This is a genomic window from Coralloluteibacterium stylophorae (assembly GCF_018122625.2).
Classification (GTDB): domain Bacteria; phylum Pseudomonadota; class Gammaproteobacteria; order Xanthomonadales; family Xanthomonadaceae; genus Coralloluteibacterium; species Coralloluteibacterium stylophorae.
Window position 1 is genome coordinate 158,601 of the sequence record NZ_JAGQFT020000007.1, and the last position, 16,593, is coordinate 175,193.

Here is a 16,593-nt window from a genome sequence, read left to right on the forward strand (position 1 = left end):
CGGGACAGCAAAGAAGCGGAATGATAGCCGGCACGGCCGGTCGTCCGCAAGTCACCGAGCCGGCAATGTTAGCATCCGCGCCGATGGAAATGCACGCGCCTGCAGCCACGATGCCCGTCGATCCGCTGCAGGCCCTGGCGGCGCAGTGCGTACAGTGCGGGCTGTGCCTGCCGCACTGCCCCACCTATGCGCTGGAGCGGACCGAGGCGGAAGGCCCGCGCGGCCGCATCGCCTACGTGCGCGGCCTGGCGTCCGGCGATCTGGCGCCCACGGTCGCGGGCGACCGCCATCTCGACCACTGCCTCGGCTGCCGACGCTGCGAGACCGCCTGCCCCGCGGGGGTGCGCTTCGGCGCGCTGCTGCTGGCCGCGCGCAGCCGGCAGCGCCAACGCCGGGCGCCGCCCTGGCGCCAGCGCCTGCTCGAGGCGATGGCCGCGCGACCGCGATGGCTCGGCGGCCTGATGCGGCTGTACCGGCGCGTGGCGCCGCTGTTGCCGCGCCGGGCGCGACCGCTGCCGGTCCCGCCGCCGGCGCCGCGCGGGACCGACTGGCCGCGTGGCGGCGGGCACGCGATCTTCCTCGGCTGCGTCGCCCGTACCTACGACGGCGAGGTCGCCGACGCCCTGCGCCTGCTGGCCGCCCGCGCCGGGCTGGCGCTCGGCCGTCCACAGGCACAGACCTGCTGCGGCGCGCTGCACGCCCATGCCGGCGACGACGCCACGGCGGCGCGCCTGGCCGCGACCAACCGCGCCGCCTTCGCCGGCTGCGGCGAGATCCTCACCACCGCGAGCGGCTGCCATGAAGCCGTGGCGGCGGCGCTCGGCCCGGGCCGCACGAGCGATGCGCTGGTGTTCCTCGCGCGGCACGCCGACGCCCTGCGGTTCCGTCCCGCCGCCACGCGCGTGGCGCTGCACCTGCCCTGCACCCAGCACCGGCTCGCCGGCAGCGTCGCCGCCACCCGCACGCTCCTGGCACGCGTGCCCGACCTCGAGGTCGTGGACCTGCCGCAGGGCTGCTGCGGTGCCGCCGGCAGCGCCATGCTGCTGCGGCCCGAGCGCGCCGCCGACCTGCGCGCGCCGCTCCTCCACGGCCTCGCCGCATCCGGGGCGACTACACTGTTGAGCGCCAACATCGGCTGCCGGCTGCACCTGGCCAATGCGGCGGACGTGCCGGTCCGGCATCCCATCGCCTTCCTCGCCGAGCACCTGCAATGAGCACAGCACGCCACTACAGCCTGCCCGACCGCCTGATCATCGCCTGCGAGGACGCGGTCGGCGCCGTGTTCGGCCGCCCGCAGGCGCAGCGCGCGTTCCCGGGCGTCGACGAGGCCGACGTCGTACTGGAGGATGCCGAACGCCGCCACGCCGCCGGCCTGATGCGGATCAACCACACCGGCGAGGTCTGCGCGCAGGCCCTCTACCTGGGCCAGGCCGCGGTGGCGCGGGATGCGGCCACGGCCGCGCACCTGCGCGAGGCGGCGGGCGAGGAGACCGACCACCTGGCCTGGTGCACGCAGCGGCTGGAGGAACTCGACGACCGCCCGAGCCTGCTCAACCCGCTGTGGTATGCGGGCAGCTTCGCCATCGGCGCACTCGCCGGCATCCGCGGCGACGGCTACAACCTGGGCTTCGTGGTGGAGACCGAGCGCCAGGTCGAGGCGCATCTCGACGAGCACCTGGAGACCCTGCCGCCGGCCGACGCGCGCTCGCGCGCCGTGCTGCGGGTGATGAAGGACGACGAGGCGCGCCATGCCGACAACGCCGAGGCCGCCGGCGCGCGGCGCCTGCCGTTCCCGATCCCGCGCCTGATGCGGCTGACCAGCTCGGTGATGAAGGCGGTCGCCTACCGGATCTGAGCCGGCGGCGCGCTCAGGCGGACACCAGCTTCAGCCCGAGCACGCCGGCCACGATCAGCCCGATGCACAGCAGGCGCGCGGGGCTCGCGCTCTCGCCCAGCAGCACGATGCCGAGGATGGCGGTGCCGGCCGCGCCGATCCCCGTCCACACTGCGTAACCGGTGCCGATCGGGATCTGCCTCAGCGCCTGCGCCAGGCACCACAGGCTGACGCCCATCGCCGCCAGGGTGGCGAGGCTCGGCCACAGCCGGCTGAAGCCCTCGGTGTACTTGAGGCCGATGGCCCAGGCGATCTCGAACACGCCCGCGACCGCCAGGTAGACCCATGCCATGTCGTCGTCTCCCGTGCGCAGCGCCGGCGGCCGCCGGCGATGAAAACGACGACGGCCCGGCGGATGCGCCGGGCCGTCGTCGGCCGTGTCTCGCGCGGCCTGCGGGCCGCGGACGGGTCGTCCCGCCGTCGGATCAGTCGACCAGATTGCGGCCGTGGAACAGCTCCTCGATCTCGCGGCGCAGCTGCATCTCGATGCGCGAGCGTTCCTTGAACGACAGGTTGCGCGCCTTCTCCTCGAACAGGTAGGTGTCCAGGTCGAAGTCCTTCACGTGCATCTTCGTGTGGAACATATTCTCCTGGTACACGTTGACGTCGATGGACTCGTAGCGCGAGCGGATCGACTTCGACAGGTAGTCCTGGATCGAATTGATCTTGTGGTCGATGTAGTGCTTCTTGCCCTTCACGTCGCGGGTGAAGCCACGGACCCGGTAGTCCATGATCACGATGTCGGACTCGAAGCTCTCGATCAGGTAGTTCAGCGCCTTCAGCGGCGAAATCACGCCGCAGGTGGCGACGTCGATGTCGGCCCGGAACGTGGCGATGCCGTTGTGCGGGTGCGTCTCCGGGTAGGTGTGCACGGTGATGTGCGACTTGTCCATGTGCGCGACCACGGCATCGGAGATCAGCTCGCGGCCGGCCTGCTTCTTGTCGATGACCGGCTCCTCGGAGATGAGGATGGTCACCGAGGCGCCCTGCGGCTCGTAGTCCTGACGCGCGATGTTGAGGATGTTGGCGCCGATGATGTCGGCCACGTCGGTGAGGATCTGCGTGAGCCGGTCGGCGTCGTAGGCCTCGTCGATGTAGTCGATGTAGCGGTCGCGCTGCTCCTCCGACACTGCATAGCAGACGTCGTAGATGTTGAAGCTCAGCGCCTTGGTGAGGTTGTTGAAGCCCTGCAGGCGCAGGCGTGGGAGCGGCTTGACCACGGCGGGAAATCTCCTCGGCGCGACGGACGGAAAATCGGGGCCGGACATTATCGGGCAAAACGCAGGCCCCGTGAAACCGGCCCGCGAAAGCCCGTTCATCACCGTACGCGGCCGTGAACGCGCTCGATGTGAATTGCGGTAGCACGTCACAGACGCCTATCCTTCCATGAGCCCCCCAACGACGGATCCCGATGTCCATCATCGCGCTCCCCCAGCCCGCGCGTTTCGGGACCCAGGCAGGCCTGGCACCGGACGCCGCCACCATCGAGCGGCTGCTCAGCCAGTGCCATCGTCGGCGCTATCCCAACCGCACGGAGGTGTTCCGCCCGGGCGACCCGGCCGGCACGCTCTACTACGTGATCCAGGGCAGCCTCAGCATCATTTCCGAGGAACCGGACGGCCGCGAGCTGGTGCTGAGCTACGTCAATACCGGGGATTTCGTGGGCGAGATGGGCCTGTTCGTGGAGGCCGAGCAGCGCGAGGTCCTGCTGCGCACGCGCTCGCCCTGCGAGCTGGCCGAGATCGACTGCGACCGCCTGCTGCGCCTGTTCACCGGACCGCTCGCCGCGGACGCGCCAAAGCTGCTGTATTCGATCGGCTCGCAGATCTCCAAGCGCCTGCTCGACACCAGCCGCAAGGCCAGCCGCCTGGCCTTCCTCGACGTCAGCGGGCGGATCATGCGCACCCTGCTCGACCTGTGCCAGGAACCGGATGCGATGAGCCACCCGCAGGGCACCCAGATCCGCGTCTCGCGCCAGGAGCTGGCGCGCATCGTCGGCTGCTCGCGCGAGATGGCCGGCCGCGTGCTCAAGCAGTTGCAGGCCGACGACAAGCTGCACGCACACGGCAAGACCGTCGTCGTCTACGGCACCCGCTGAGCGACGACGCCAGCGTCGCACGGGCGGCGTCGCAGCGTCCCGGCGCCGCCTCTGCCACCGGCGCACGCGGCCTGATCTACTCGCGCCCTCTCCCGCCCCTGCGAGCGCGCATGGATCTCGGTCCGGATTTCTGGCTCTTCGTCGCCGTCGGCCTCGGTGCGCAGCTGGTCGACGGCGCGCTGGGCATGGCCTACGGCCTGCTGTCGTCCTCGATCCTGCTCGCCATGGGCTATCCGCCCGCCACCGTGAGCGCGGCCGTGCATACCGCCGAGGTCGGCACCACCGGCGTGTCCGGCGGCGCGCACGCCCTGCTCGGGAACGTCGACCGGCGGCTCCTGGTACGGCTGGCGATCCCCGGCGTCGTCGGCGGCGTGCTCGGCGCCTTCGTGCTCACCCGCCTGCCCGCGGACCTGATCAAGCCGGTGGTGCAGGGCTACCTGCTGGTGCTGGCGATCCTGATCCTGGTCCGCGCCTTCGGCCGGCGCGTACCCAGCCGGCGCATCCGCCACGTGCCCGTGCTCGGCTTCTTCGCCGGCCTGCTCGACGCCAGCGGCGGTGGCGGCTGGGGGCCACTGGCGACCTCGACCCTGCTGGCGCAGGGCGGCACCGCCCGCACCACGATCGGTTCGGTCAATGCCGCCGAGTTCGTGGTGACGCTGGCGATCTCGGTGACGTTCCTGCTGAGCATCGGCCTGCAGCACCTGGAGATCGTGCTCGGCCTGCTGCTTGGGGGCGTGGTCGCCGCGCCGCTGTCGGCGTTCCTGGTGCGGCTGGTGCCCGAGCGCGCGGTGCTGTTCGCGGTGGGCTTCCTGGTGCTCGGGCTCGGCGTCCACGCGCTGTGGGGCCAGTTCACCTGAGCCCTCAGCGGCGCGCACCCCAGTCGCGGATCTCGACGTCGGCGCCGAGCGCCCTGCGGAAGGCGTCCTCGCTGCCCGCCTTGGGATTGACCACCACCGGCCGCGCGGCGGTGCGCAGCAGCGGCATGTCGGCGGTGCTGTCGGAATAGGCGGCGACGATGGCGCCGCCGAAGCCCGCCTCGGTCAGCATGATCAGCTTGTTGCCGGCGTGGCAGTGGCGCGTGGCCATCACCGCACCGAACCGCGGCCCGACCTCGGTACCCAGCACCGGCACGTCCTCGTCGATCGCGAACTTCAGGATCGCGCGCGCCAGCTCCGGCGGCGCCCCGGTCACCACCACCACCCGGTCGCCGGCCGCACGATGCGCGTGCAGGGCCTCCACGGCGGCGGGCAGCAGGCGTTCGCGCAGCAGGTCGCGGTGCGCGAGGACGTAGCGGTCGATCAGCTCGTCGAGGTCGCGCCGCCGGTGCAGGCCGATCGTGGCCAGCCACAGGTAGACGGAGATCGGAATGCGGCGCAGGTGCACGATCAGGAACAGCCACGCGATGAAGGGCGACACGGCTAGCGCGGCGCACCAGCGCCAGGCGTGGCGCTTCAGCAGCCAGGTGACGAGGTGGGTGCCGGAGTCGCCGTCGTAGAGCGTGTGGTCGAAGTCGAACACCACCAGCGGCGCGCCCGGCTCCGGCGGACGCCCGGCGAACGCCTCGCGGCGGGTCTCGTTGCCGCTCATGAGCCGAACAGGCGCGCCAGCTCCGCGCCCGGCTCCTTCGCCCGCATGAAGGCCTCGCCGACGAGGAAGGCGTGCACGCCGGCCGCGCGCATCCGCGCCACGTCGTCGGCGCCGTGGATCCCGCTCTCGGTCACCAGCAGGCGGTCCGGCGGCACCGCCTGCTTCAGCGCCAGCGTGGTCTCGAGCGAGACCTCGAAGGTCCGCAGGTTGCGGTTGTTGACGCCGATCAGGGCCGCCGGGGTCTGGATCGCGACCTCGAGCTCGTCCAGGTCGTGGACCTCCACCAGCACGTCCATGCCGAGGTCCATCGCCAGGTGCGTGTACTCGGCCATCTGGTCCTCCGACAGCGCCGCGGCGATCAGCAGGATGCAGTCGGCGCCGAGCATGCGCGCCTCGTAGACCTGCCAGGCGTCGACGATGAAATCCTTGCGCAGCACCGGCAGCGCGCAGGCCTCGCGCGCCTCGCGCAGGTAGGCGTTGGAGCCCTGGAAGAAGTCGACGTCGGTCAGCACCGACAGGCAGGCCGCGCCGCCGGCTGCGTAGCTGCGGGCGATCTCCGCCGGGCGGAAGTCGGGCCGGATCACGCCCTTCGACGGACTGGCCTTCTTGACCTCGGCGATCACCGCCGGCCGGCCGGCGGCGACCTTCGCCTGCAGCGCCGCGGCGAAGCCGCGCGTGGCCGGCATGCGCGCCGCACGCGCGGCGAGGTCGCGCTGCGGCAGCACCTGGCTGCGCTTCTCGACCTCGGCCTGCTTGCGCTCGAGGATGGTCTGGAGGATGTCGGACTGCTGCGGAACGGATGCCATGGGATGTCCTTCAGCCGCCGCCGACCGGCTGGCCGGCGATCTGGCGGGTGATGCCGACGAATTCGTCGAGCCTGGCGCGGGCGGCGCCGCCGGTCATCGCCGCGCGCGCGCGCCCGATGCCGTCGGCGATGCTGGCGGCCACGCCGGAGACGTACAGGGCGGCGCCGGCGTTGAGCGCGACGATCTCGCGCGGCAGCCCGGGGCGGCCGTCGATCGCCTCGAGCAGCATCGCGCGCGAGGTGGCCGGATCCTCCACCCTCAGGTTGCGGCTGGCGGCCATGGCGATGCCGAAGTCCTCGGGATGGATCTCGTACTCGCGCACCTCGCCGTCGCGCAGCTCGCCCACCAGGGTCGCCGCGCCGAGCGAGATCTCGTCCATGCCGTCGCGGCCCCAGACCACCATCGCCCGCTCCGCGCCCAGGCGCTGCAGCACGCGCACCTGGATGCCGACCAGGTCGGGGTGGAACACGCCCATCAGCACGTTCGGCGCCCCGGCCGGATTCGTCAGCGGCCCGAGGATGTTGAACAGCGTGCGCACTCCCATCTCGCGGCGCACCGCGGCGACGTTCTTCATCGCCGGGTGGTGCAGCGGCGCGTACATGAAGCCGATGCCGCACTCGGCCAGCGACTGCGCGACCTGCGCCGGAGTGAGTTCGATCGCGGCGCCGAGCGCCTCCAGCACGTCGGCGCTGCCCGAGCTCGAACTGACCGAACGGTTGCCGTGCTTGGCCACGCGCGCGCCGGCCGCGGCGGCCACGAACAGGCTGGCGGTGGAGATGTTGAAGGTGTGCGCGCCGTCGCCGCCGGTGCCGACGATGTCGACCAGGTGGCGGGTGTCGGCGACCTCGACCTTCGCCGCGAACTCGCGCATCACCTGCGCGGCGCCGGCGATCTCGCCCACCGTCTCCTTCTTGACCCGCAGCCCGGCCAGGATCGCCGCCTGCATGGTCGGCGAGACCTCGCCGCGCATGATCTGGCGGAACAGCGCGACCATCTCGTCGTGGAAGATCTCGCGGTGCTCGATCGTGCGCTGGAGGGCCTGCTGCGGGGTGATGGGCATGGCGGCGCGGGACATCAGCGGGAGAGGAAAGTCTTCAGCATGGCGTGCCCGTGCTGGGTGAGGATCGACTCGGGGTGGAACTGCACGCCCTCCAGCGGCCACTCGCGGTGGCGCAGGCCCATGATCGCCTCGAAGCCGCCGGCCGCGTCCTCGCTCCAGGCGGTGACCTCGAGGCAGTCGGGCAAGCCGTCGCGTTCGACCACCAGCGAGTGGTAGCGGGTCGCGGTGAAGGCGTCGGGCAGGTCGCGGAACACGCCCTGGCCCTGGTGCCGGATCGGCGAGGTCTTGCCGTGCATGATGTTGGCCGCGCGTACCACCCGGCCGCCGCAGGCCTGGCCCAGCGCCTGGTGGCCGAGGCAGACGCCGAGGATCGGCGTGGTCGGCGCCAGTTCGCGGATCACCTCGAGCGACACGCCGGCCTCGTTGGGCGTGCACGGACCGGGCGAGATCACGATCCGCTCCGGCGCCAGCGCGCGGATGGCGTCGACGTCGAGCGCGTCGTTGCGCTCCACCCGGACCTCGGCGCCGAGCGCCTGCAGGTACTGCACGAGGTTCCAGGTAAAGCTGTCGTAGTTGTCGATCATCAGCAGCATGCGCTGCCCGTCCGGCGAGGGGAGGAGATGCCGCGGCGCGCGCGGGGAGCCGCGCAGGATACCGCAGCGCGCGGATCGCGATCCCGCGTCGACACCGGGCGCACTAGCATGTCGCGCTGCCGCCCGCTCACGGATCCCGAATGCGTCCTTCCCTCTTCGCCGCCGCCGCGCTCGCGGTCCTTCCCGCCACCGCAGCGCTTGCGCAGGTCACGGGCGCGGCCTTCGCCCTGCCGGAGGCGAAGACCTTCCGCTTCGAATCGCAGCAGCAGACGCTGTCGATGCAGTACGTCGACCTCCCCGCCGAGCGGCCCAACGGGCACACTGCGGTGCTGCTGCACGGCAAGAACTTCTGCTCCGGCTACTGGCGCGGCACGGCCAGGGTCCTGCACGAGCGCGGCTGGCGCGTGGTGATCCCGGAGCAGATCGGCTTCTGCGGCTCCGACATGCCGCGTCGCTACCAGTACAGCTTCCACCAGCTCGCCGAGAACACCCGCGACCTACTGGAGCAGCTCGACCTGGCGCGTACCACCGTCATCGCGCACTCGATGGGCGGCATGCTCGGCACCCGCTATGCGCTGATGTACCCCGGCGCGGTCGAGCGCCTGGTCCTGGTCAACCCGATCGGCCTGGAGGACTGGAAGGCCAAGGGCGTGCCCTATGTCGACATCGACGCGCAGTACGCCAGGGAGCGGGCCATGGACGCCGAGCGCATCGAGGCCTACCAGAAGCAGTCCTACTACGACGGCAGGTGGAACGCGGACTATGCGCGCTGGGCGCGCGAGCTGGCGCGGATCTACCAGGGGCCGCGCGGCGACCGCTTCGCCTGGAGCATGGCCCGCACCAGCGACATGGTCTACACCCAGCCGGTGGTGCACGAGTTCCCGCGGCTGCAGGTGCCGACGGCGCTGATCATCGGCCAGCGCGACCGCACCGCCATCGGCAGGGACGCCGCGCCGCCGGCGGTGGCGCAGACGCTGGGCGACTATCCCGCGCTCGGCCGCGCCGCGGCCGGTGCGATCCCGGGGGCGACCCTGATCGAGCTCGACGGGCTGGGCCACCTGCCGCACATCGAGGCGCCGGAGCGGTTCGAGGCGGCGCTGCTCGAGGCGCTCGACGGGGACGCCGACGCGGGCTGACCTTGCCGTCGCGGCGCGCGGCCGGTGCCGCCGCGCCGGTGGGCATGGGAAAATGCTGCACCGCAGTTTGCACCGCGTTCACGTCCCGGCGCACTGTCGACGCTCCCGATGGTCATCCCGCCGCAGGCGCCCCCCGCGCCCCCGCACCGGGACGGAGACGCCGCATGACCGCGATGCACGCACCGTATTCGCGCCGGATGCTGGGCCTGATCCGCGAGCGTACCGGCAGCTCCAACCTGCCGACGCACGTCGCCCGGTCCTGGTCGCGCTGCCTGGAGGATTTCGGCCTGGAACCGGGCGGGCGCCGCGCCGCCGCCGTGCTCGAGGCCGCGGCGGTCCGCGCCCGCCAGGAGCGCTTCGGCGCCCTGCTCGATGTCGCGCGGGCCGAGATGGAAAGCCTCTACGAGCAGATCGCCGGCTCCGGCTACGCCGTGATCCTGAGCGACGCCGACGCGACCATCCTCGCCACCCTCACCGACCCCGCGCTCAAGCGCGAGTTCCTGCACGCCGGCCTGTGGGACGGCGCGCTCTGGGACGAGCGCCACGAGGGCACCAACGGCCTCGGCACCTGCGTCGCCGAGGGCAAGCCCGTCATCGTCCACCGCGGCGAGCACTTCCACGACTGGAACGTGCACCTGACCTGCGCTGGCGCGCCGATCCTCGGCGTCGACGGCCGCGTCATGGCGGTGCTCGACGCCTCCTCCGCCAACGCCACCGGCTATGCCGAGCACCAGCGCCACACCATGGCCCTGGTCAAGATGTCGGCGGACCTGATCGCGCGCTGCCACTTCATGCGCTCGCAGCCGGACGCCTGGATCATGCGCCTGCACAGCCGGCCCGAGTTCGTCGGCCTGCTGCACGAGGCGCTGATCGCGGTCGACGAGCGCGGCGTCGTCTGCGCCGTCAACGACAGCGCCCTGCTGCAGCTGGGCGTGTCGTCGCGCTCCTGCATCGTCGGGCGGCCGATCGAGACGGTGTTCCCGTTCCGGCTGGAGGCGATGGCGCGGCGTGCGGCGACCGCGCCGAGCACGCTGTGGCCGGTGCGCGACCTCGCCCATGGCCGCCGCTTCTTCGCCAAGGTGCGTGGGCCGCTGCGCGAGGAGCCCATGCGTTCGGCCGGGGCGGTACGCGCCGGCTGCCGGACCGGCGCGCCTCCGGTCCCGGCGCCGCACGAGCCGGTGCATGTCGACGCGGATCCCAAGGTCCGCGATGCCATGCACCGCGGCCGGCAGCTCTTCGCCCGGCGCATCCCGATCCTGCTGCAGGGCGCCACCGGCACCGGCAAGGAGGCCTTCGCCAAGGCCCTGCACCGCAGCAGCGCCTGGGCCGACAAGCCCTTCGTGGCGGTGAACTGCGCCGCCATCCCCGAGGCGCTGATCGAGAGCGAGCTGTTCGGCTACCAGCGCGGTGCCTTCACCGACGCCGCGCGCGAGGGGCGTCCGGGCCGCATCCAGCAGTCGAGCGGCGGCACCCTGTTCCTCGACGAGATCGGCGACATGCCGCTGATGCTGCAGACCCGGCTGCTGCGCGTGCTCGAGGAGCACGAGGTGGTCCCGCTCGGCGGCGACCGCGCACAGCTGGTCGATCTGCACGTGATCAGCGCCAGCCACCAGGACCTGCTGCGCATGGTCGAGGCCGGCACCTTCCGCGAGGATCTCTACTACCGCCTCAACGGCATCACCCTGCGCCTGCCGGCCCTGCGCGAGCGTGCCGACAAGCGCGAGCTGATCCAGGCCCTGCTGCGCGAGGAATGCCCGGAGGACGAGCCGGTGGTACTGAGCCGCCAGGCGATGGACCTGCTGCTGGCCTACGGCTGGCCCGGCAACGTGCGCCAGCTGCGCAACGCCCTGCGCATGGCCGCTGCGCTGTGCGCGGACGGGCTGATCACGCCGAGCAACCTGCCGCAGGAGATCGTCGATGCCGCCGGCGCGACGTCGGAGCCGGCGGGCGGCGACGCCAGCCCGCTCAACCTCGCCGAGCGCGACGCCCTGCTGCGCGAACTCGAGCGCATGCGCTGGAACATCAGCCACACTGCGGAGGCGCTGGGCGTCAGCCGCAACACGCTGTACCGCAAGATCCGCAAGCACGACATCGCGCTCCCCGACTGACGGGCCGCCGGTTCCGGCACAATGTCCGGTCCCCTAAGGCCTGGCGTGCGCGGCGTGCACGGCAGGCGCCGTACGAGGACCGCCATGAGCCCGACCCCCGACCACGCGTGCCGCCCGGCCGCGACCCCGCGCACCGCCCCGCCCCACGCATCCTGCCTCCTGCTGGCGGCGGTGGCCGTCACGCCGGTCGCCGCGCAGACCGGGCCGCTTCCGCCCGCAGGCGGAGCGACCCCGACGCGGCTGGCCACCGTGGTGGTTCCCGGCACGACGCGGCAGGCCGATGCCTTCGACGTGCCGGCTTCGGTCGACAGCGAGGATGCGCGCCGGCTCGACAGCCTCAACGTCAACATCTCCGACGCGCTGACCACGGTCCCGGGCCTGGTCGCGCGCAACCGCCAGAACTACGCCCAGGACGAGCAGCTCTCGATCCGCGGCTTCGGCGCGCGTTCGACCTTCGGCATCCGCGGGGTGCGCCTGTACTTCGACGGCATCCCGGCGACGATGCCGGACGGCCAGGGCCAGGTCTCGCACGTGAACCTGGAGACCGCCGAGCGCATCGAGGTGCTGCGCGGGCCCTTCTCCGCGCTGTATGGCAATTCCTCGGGCGGCGTGGTGCAGGTGTTCACCGCCGACGGCACCGAGCCCACCGAGCTGCGCGCGGGCATCGCCGGCGGCGGCAACGGCACGCTGCGGGCGAACCTCGGCGCCCGCGGGATCGAGGGGCCGTTCGACTACAACGTCGGCTTCACCCACTTCCAGACCGACGGCGAGCGCGACCACAGCGCCGCGCAGCGCGAGTCGGGCAACGGCAAGCTGCGCTGGACCGGCGACTCCGGCGCCTCGCTCAGCCTGGTGGTCAACACCGTCAACATCCCCGGCGCGCAGGATCCGCTGGGCCTGACCCGCGAGGATTTCGAGGCCGATCCGACGCAGGTGGCGGCACCCGCCGAGACCTTCGATACGCGCAAGTCGGTGTCGCAGCAGCAGGCCGGCCTGGTCTGGGAACAGCCGCTGGGCGGCGGCCATTCGCTGCGCGCGATGGGCTACTACGGCCAGCGCGACGTGCTGCAGTACCTCTCGATCCCGGTGTTCGTGCAGACCGCCAGCCCGCTGCAGGCCGGCGCGGTGATCGACCTGCAGAACGAGTACGGCGGTGGCGACGCGCGCTGGATGTGGGACGGCGAGCTGGCCGGCGGCGCCCTGTCGCTGACCGCCGGCGTCTCGCGCGACCGCCAGCGCCAGCACCGCTACGGCTACGAGAACTTCGTCGGCGACACGCTCGGCGTGCGCGGTGCGCTGCGGCGCGACCAGGTCGACCGCGTCGACAGCGACGATGTCTACGCGCAGGCGAGCTGGACCTTCCATCCGGACTGGACGCTCACCGCCGGCGCCCGCCGCAGCGAGATCGGCTTCGACTCCCGCGACCGCTACGTCACCGCCGACAACCCCGACGACAGCGGCCGCGCCGAGTACGCCCAGACCTCGCCCGTCGCCGGCCTGCTGTGGCGGGTGACTCCTGCGGCGAACGTCTATGCGGCCTGGGGCCGCGGCTTCGAGACGCCGACCTTCTCCGAGCTCGGCTATCGCTTCGACGGCAGCGCCGGCCTCGCCTTCGACCTGGTGCCCGCGCGCAGCCGCAACAGCGAGCTCGGCCTGAAGCTGCGCCCGCGCGACGGCGTCGCGGTCGACCTCGCCCTGTTCCACACCGAAACCCGCGACGAGCTGGCGGTGGCGACCAACAACGGCGGGCGCACGACCTACCAGAACATCGACCGGTCGCGCCGCCGCGGCGCCGAGGCCGCGGTGGATCTCGATCTCGCCCCGGCCTGGCGCCTGCGCACGGCGCTGACCTGGATGCAGGCGACCTTCGAGTCGCCCTTCCTGACCTGCGGCGGCTCGGGCTGCACCGAGCCCGACACGCCGGTCGCGGCCGGTTCGCCGATCCCCGGCGTTCCCCGCCGCACCGCTTCGACGGTGCTGGCCTGGGAGCCGGCGGAGACCGGCTGGCGGGCGAGCGCCTACGGCCGCTACGTCGACGACGTGCCGACCGACGACCTCGGCCGCGACGCCGCCGACGCCTATACCGTGTTCGACCTCTCCGCCGGCTACGTGTTCGACGCCGGACGCAGCCGCATCGCCACCTTCGCCCGCGTCGACAACGTCTTCGACCGCCAGTACGCGGGCTCGGTGATCGTCAACGACGGCAACGGCCGCTACTTCGAGCCCGGCCTCGGCCGCACCCTGACGGTGGGCGCGGACCTGCGCTGGCGCTGACGGAGCCGCCGCAGCCGCAGGTGCTTCGGTCGTCGGCCCTGTGGGAGGGGCTTCAGCCCCGGCACACGCCCCCCAGGCTCCAGGGCGTGCCGGAGCCGAGGAACGAGTTGTAGGAGCGGCTTCAGCCGCGACCTCACGCCGCACGACATCCGTCGGGGCTGAAGCCTCTCCCACGGGTCGCGGCTGAAGCCGCTCCTACGGGGACGCGGCCGCGAGGGACGGCCCTAGCGCCTGCGCTCCGTCATCGGCCGCAGCAGCATCGAGACCGCGACGCCGCTGCCGTCGGCGAGATCGCGGGCCTCGGCGTGGCCGCGGTGCAGTTCGCAGACCAGGCGCACGATGGTCAGGCCGAGGCCGAGGTGGGCGCCGCCGTCGGCGCGCTGGCTGCGGTCGCGCACGCTCACCAGCGAATCGAACAGGCGCCCGCGCATGGCCTCGGGCAGCGGCGGTCCGGCGTTGGCGACGGCGATGCGCACCGCGTCGCCTTCGACGGCGAGCGCGATGCGCACCCAGCCGTCGGCGGGCGCGAACGAGCGCGCATTGTCGACCAGCTTGTCCAGCGCCTGGGCCACCAGGTCCGGTGCCCCGTGGAAAGGCAGCGGGGCGGGCGGCACCTCGACCTCGAGCGTGCGCGGCGCCAGCAGCGGGCGATAGGCTTCGCCGCAGTCGCGGACCAGGGTGGCCAGGTCGAAATCCTCGGCGTCGGCGCCGGCGATGGCGTGCTCGATGCGCACCACCTCGCTCATCGCCCGCACGATGGCGCCGAGGCGATCGACGCCGCCGCGCGCGCGCTCGAGGTAGGGCCGGGCGTCGTCGGGCAGCGCGACCGGGTCGAGGTTGTCGAGCGAGGTGCGCACGATCGCCAGCGGCGTGTTGAGCTCGTGCGAGAGCTTGGACGCCAGCGTGCGCAGGTAGTCGGTGTAGGCGGCGACCTCGTCGAGCAGCGTCGCGAAGCTGCGCGAGAGGTCGCCGATCTCGTCGCGGGCCCGGCTCTGCGGGAAGCGTCGCACCCGGCCTTCGCGGTCGAGCGCGCGCTCGGCGGCGTCGCGCAGCCGCCGGATGCGTGCGCTCAGGCGCCCGGCGAAGACCAGCAGCACCAGGCCGACCGCCAGCAGCGCCGCCAGGCTGGTGCCGACCAGGCCGGTGAGCGCGCGGTCGGTCAGCAGCAGGACCTCGGCGTCCTCGCGCTCGAGCACCACCGCCGCGCGCAGCACGCTGTCGACCGTCACCGGCACGGCCGCGCTCAGCAGCATGCCGCCGCCGTAGGGCGCCTGGCGCCAGCCGACCGCCGCCTCGCCCGCCAGCGCCCGCGCGACCTCGGCGCCGTCGGTGCGCGCGCGGTCCGCGGCCTCCGCCGGCAGCGCCTCGCTGCCGGCGCCGGCGATGCCGAGCACCTCGTACAGCGCGCGCCGCCACGCCGGCACCTGTTCGCGCCGGGTCGCGTCGAGCCGTCCTGCGCGCGCCAGCACCCAGCCCTCGCGATCCACCAGGCGCACGCGCGTGCCCGGCGGTGCCAGCTGGCGCAGCGGCGCGGCGAGCGCGGGATCGGCCTCCAGCAGCGGCCAGCTGGCGCCGGGCTCCTCGATGCCGGTTCCGGCGACATGGCGCCGCCCTTGCGCATCCACGTGCACCGCCTCCAAGCCGAGCCCGCGGATGCGATAGCCGAGCGGCAGGCGCATTTCGACGGTGGCGCCGTCGCCGCGCGTGCGCCAGGTGCCGTCGATCAGGACCGGCGCGGCCTCGCCATCCGGCAGCGCCTGCACCAGGGCACCGTCGACGGCATTGGCCAGCCGGATCGTCAGCGGCCCGGACGGCGTCGCGAGATGCAGCAGGAGATGGGCATGGCGCTCGGCGATCGGCCAGCGTGCGTCCACCCGCTGCAGCGGCGCCGGGCTCACCTCGGCCAGCACGTACAGCGCCTCGTCGGCGCGTGCGACGGCGAGCGCGAGCCGCGGCCGGCCGCTGCGGCCGACGAACAGCCGCCGCGTCGCGGCCTCGCCGTCGCGCCGCCGCCAGTCGCCGCCGTCGCCGTCGAGCCGCGGCGGCTGCGCGAGCCGCTGCACGAAGAGCACGGGGGCCGCCGGCGGCAGCGCGCCCGGGCGCGCCGCCACGCCGCGGGCGAGGGCCTCGGCCGAGGCCTGCAGCGCCTGCGCCTGGCCCTGGCGCAGCAGGCCCTCCATCTCGCGCACGAACTGCCAGCCCGCCCACGGCAGGACGAGGATGGTCAGGGCCACCAGCAGCAGCTTGGCGCGCAGCGACATCGGCTCAGGCGCCCGCCACCGCGGGCTCAGTCACCGCTGCGCCACCGGTAGCCGGCGCCGTGTACGGTGTCGATCTCGTCGAAGCCGGGATCGATCGCCTCGAACTTGCGCCGGATCCGCTTGACGTGGGAGGTCACGGTCGCGTCGTCCACCACCACCTGCGCCTCGCGCATGAGCTGCTCGCGCGATTTCACGTGCCCCGGCCGCCGCACCAGCGCGTTGACCATCCAGAATTCGGTCACCGTCAGCGGGACTTCGCTGCCGTTCCAGGTCACCCGCATGCGCTCGCCTTCCAGGCGCAGGCCGCGCAGGGTCACCACCTGCTCGTGCGCGGCCGGCTGCCGCAGCAGGTCGACGCGTCGCAGCAGCGCGTGGATGCGCGCGGTGAGCTGCGGCAGCGAGACGTCCTTGCTGAGGTAGTCGTCGGCGCCCAGGCGCAGGCCGGAGATGACGTCGAAGTCGGAGTCGCGCGCGGTCAGGAACAGGATCGGCAGCGTCGCCGAGCGCGCGCGCAGGTCGCGGCAGAGGTCGAAGCCGCCTTCGGGCTCGTCGCCGAGACCGACGTCGATGATCACCAGGTCCGGCAGGCGTTCGGCGAAGGCGGCGGCGGCCGCGGCGCGCGAGGCGTGGTCCTGCACGGCGTAGCCGTGGCGGCGCAGGGCGTCGGCGGTGTTGGCGCGCAGCGCGGGTTCGTCCTCGACGATGGCGACGGTTCGGCTCATTGCGGATCGCGGGAAGCGGGAGCGGCTGTGCAGCTTAGCCGGCCGCGGCCGCGG

Annotated in this window: 15 protein-coding genes; 7 read left to right on the forward strand and 8 right to left on the reverse strand. The window is 73.0% G+C overall.

Annotated elements, in window-relative coordinates; translation table 11 throughout:
- Positions 1–110 precede the first annotated feature (110 nt).
- Both KB893_RS11980 and coq7 read left to right on the forward strand, forming a co-directional pair.
- On the forward strand, positions 111–1,214 hold the full coding sequence (locus KB893_RS11980) for a (Fe-S)-binding protein (protein WP_211928127.1): 1,104 nt from the start codon (positions 111–113) through the stop codon (positions 1,212–1,214).
- Positions 1,211–1,855, forward strand: coding sequence for a 2-polyprenyl-3-methyl-6-methoxy-1,4-benzoquinone monooxygenase (gene coq7, locus KB893_RS11985; RefSeq protein WP_211928126.1), 645 nt, complete (start codon positions 1,211–1,213; stop codon positions 1,853–1,855). Before KB893_RS11980 ends, coq7 begins: the two co-directional genes overlap by 4 nt.
- A 13-nt stretch (positions 1,856–1,868) precedes the next feature.
- Here coq7 and sugE read toward each other — a convergent pair whose 3' ends face one another.
- Positions 1,869–2,186 carry a quaternary ammonium compound efflux SMR transporter SugE gene (gene sugE, locus KB893_RS11990; RefSeq protein ID WP_211928125.1) on the reverse strand — a complete coding sequence of 106 codons (318 nt, stop codon included), beginning with the start codon at positions 2,184–2,186 and terminating at the stop codon, positions 1,869–1,871.
- A 133-nt stretch (positions 2,187–2,319) separates the two neighbouring features.
- Positions 2,320–3,114 carry an adenosylmethionine decarboxylase gene (speD, locus tag KB893_RS11995; protein ID WP_213173741.1) on the reverse strand — a complete coding sequence of 265 codons (795 nt, stop codon included), beginning with the start codon at positions 3,112–3,114 and terminating at the stop codon, positions 2,320–2,322.
- Between the two features lie 191 nt (positions 3,115–3,305).
- On the opposite strand from speD, the gene crp reads away from it, so the two are divergent.
- On the forward strand, positions 3,306–3,992 hold the full coding sequence (crp, locus tag KB893_RS12000; RefSeq protein ID WP_213173742.1) for a cAMP-activated global transcriptional regulator CRP: 687 nt from the start codon (positions 3,306–3,308) through the stop codon (positions 3,990–3,992).
- A 110-nt stretch (positions 3,993–4,102) separates the two neighbouring features.
- Entirely contained in the window at positions 4,103–4,849 is a 747-nt protein-coding gene (locus KB893_RS12005; RefSeq protein WP_211928170.1) for a sulfite exporter TauE/SafE family protein, read from the forward strand.
- A 4-nt stretch (positions 4,850–4,853) separates the two neighbouring features.
- Here KB893_RS12005 and KB893_RS12010 read toward each other — a convergent pair whose 3' ends face one another.
- From KB893_RS12010 to KB893_RS12025, 4 genes are read right to left on the reverse strand one after another with little or no spacing between them, the layout of a single operon-like run.
- Positions 4,854–5,579: a haloacid dehalogenase-like hydrolase gene (locus KB893_RS12010; protein ID WP_211928169.1), complete on the reverse strand. Its 726-nt coding sequence runs from the start codon at positions 5,577–5,579 to the stop codon at positions 4,854–4,856.
- Positions 5,576–6,385, reverse strand: coding sequence for an indole-3-glycerol phosphate synthase TrpC (gene trpC, locus KB893_RS12015; protein ID WP_213173743.1), 810 nt, complete (start codon positions 6,383–6,385; stop codon positions 5,576–5,578). Before trpC ends, KB893_RS12010 begins: the two co-directional genes overlap by 4 nt.
- Positions 6,386–6,395: 10 nt before the next feature.
- Entirely contained in the window at positions 6,396–7,445 is a 1,050-nt protein-coding gene (gene trpD / locus KB893_RS12020) for an anthranilate phosphoribosyltransferase (protein WP_211925999.1), read from the reverse strand.
- 14 nt (positions 7,446–7,459) lie between these two features.
- Positions 7,460–8,038 carry an anthranilate synthase component II gene (locus KB893_RS12025; RefSeq protein WP_211926000.1) on the reverse strand — a complete coding sequence of 193 codons (579 nt, stop codon included), beginning with the start codon at positions 8,036–8,038 and terminating at the stop codon, positions 7,460–7,462.
- A gap of 140 nt (positions 8,039–8,178) precedes the next feature.
- On the opposite strand from KB893_RS12025, the gene KB893_RS12030 reads away from it, so the two are divergent.
- The 3 genes from KB893_RS12030 to KB893_RS12040 all read left to right on the forward strand — a co-directional run bounded on the left by KB893_RS12030 (position 8,179) and on the right by KB893_RS12040 (position 13,556).
- On the forward strand, positions 8,179–9,174 hold the full coding sequence (locus tag KB893_RS12030) for an alpha/beta fold hydrolase (protein WP_211926001.1): 996 nt from the start codon (positions 8,179–8,181) through the stop codon (positions 9,172–9,174).
- 164 nt (positions 9,175–9,338) lie between these two features.
- Complete coding sequence (locus KB893_RS12035) at positions 9,339–11,282, forward strand: sigma-54-dependent Fis family transcriptional regulator (protein ID WP_211926002.1); 1,944 nt, start codon at positions 9,339–9,341, stop codon at positions 11,280–11,282.
- Between the two features lie 84 nt (positions 11,283–11,366).
- Positions 11,367–13,556 (forward strand): TonB-dependent receptor family protein, encoded by a 2,190-nt coding sequence (locus KB893_RS12040; RefSeq protein WP_211926003.1) that lies wholly within the window; start codon positions 11,367–11,369, stop codon positions 13,554–13,556.
- A 224-nt stretch (positions 13,557–13,780) separates the two neighbouring features.
- On the opposite strand, the gene KB893_RS12045 is transcribed toward KB893_RS12040, so the two are convergent.
- Both KB893_RS12045 and pdsR read right to left on the reverse strand, forming a co-directional pair.
- Positions 13,781–15,817, reverse strand: coding sequence for an ATP-binding protein (locus KB893_RS12045; protein WP_211926004.1), 2,037 nt, complete (start codon positions 15,815–15,817; stop codon positions 13,781–13,783).
- 26 nt (positions 15,818–15,843) lie between these two features.
- A complete protein-coding gene (pdsR, locus tag KB893_RS12050; RefSeq protein ID WP_211926005.1) occupies positions 15,844–16,539 on the reverse strand; it encodes a proteobacterial dedicated sortase system response regulator in 696 nt (231 codons plus the stop codon).
- Positions 16,540–16,593 lie beyond the last annotated feature (54 nt).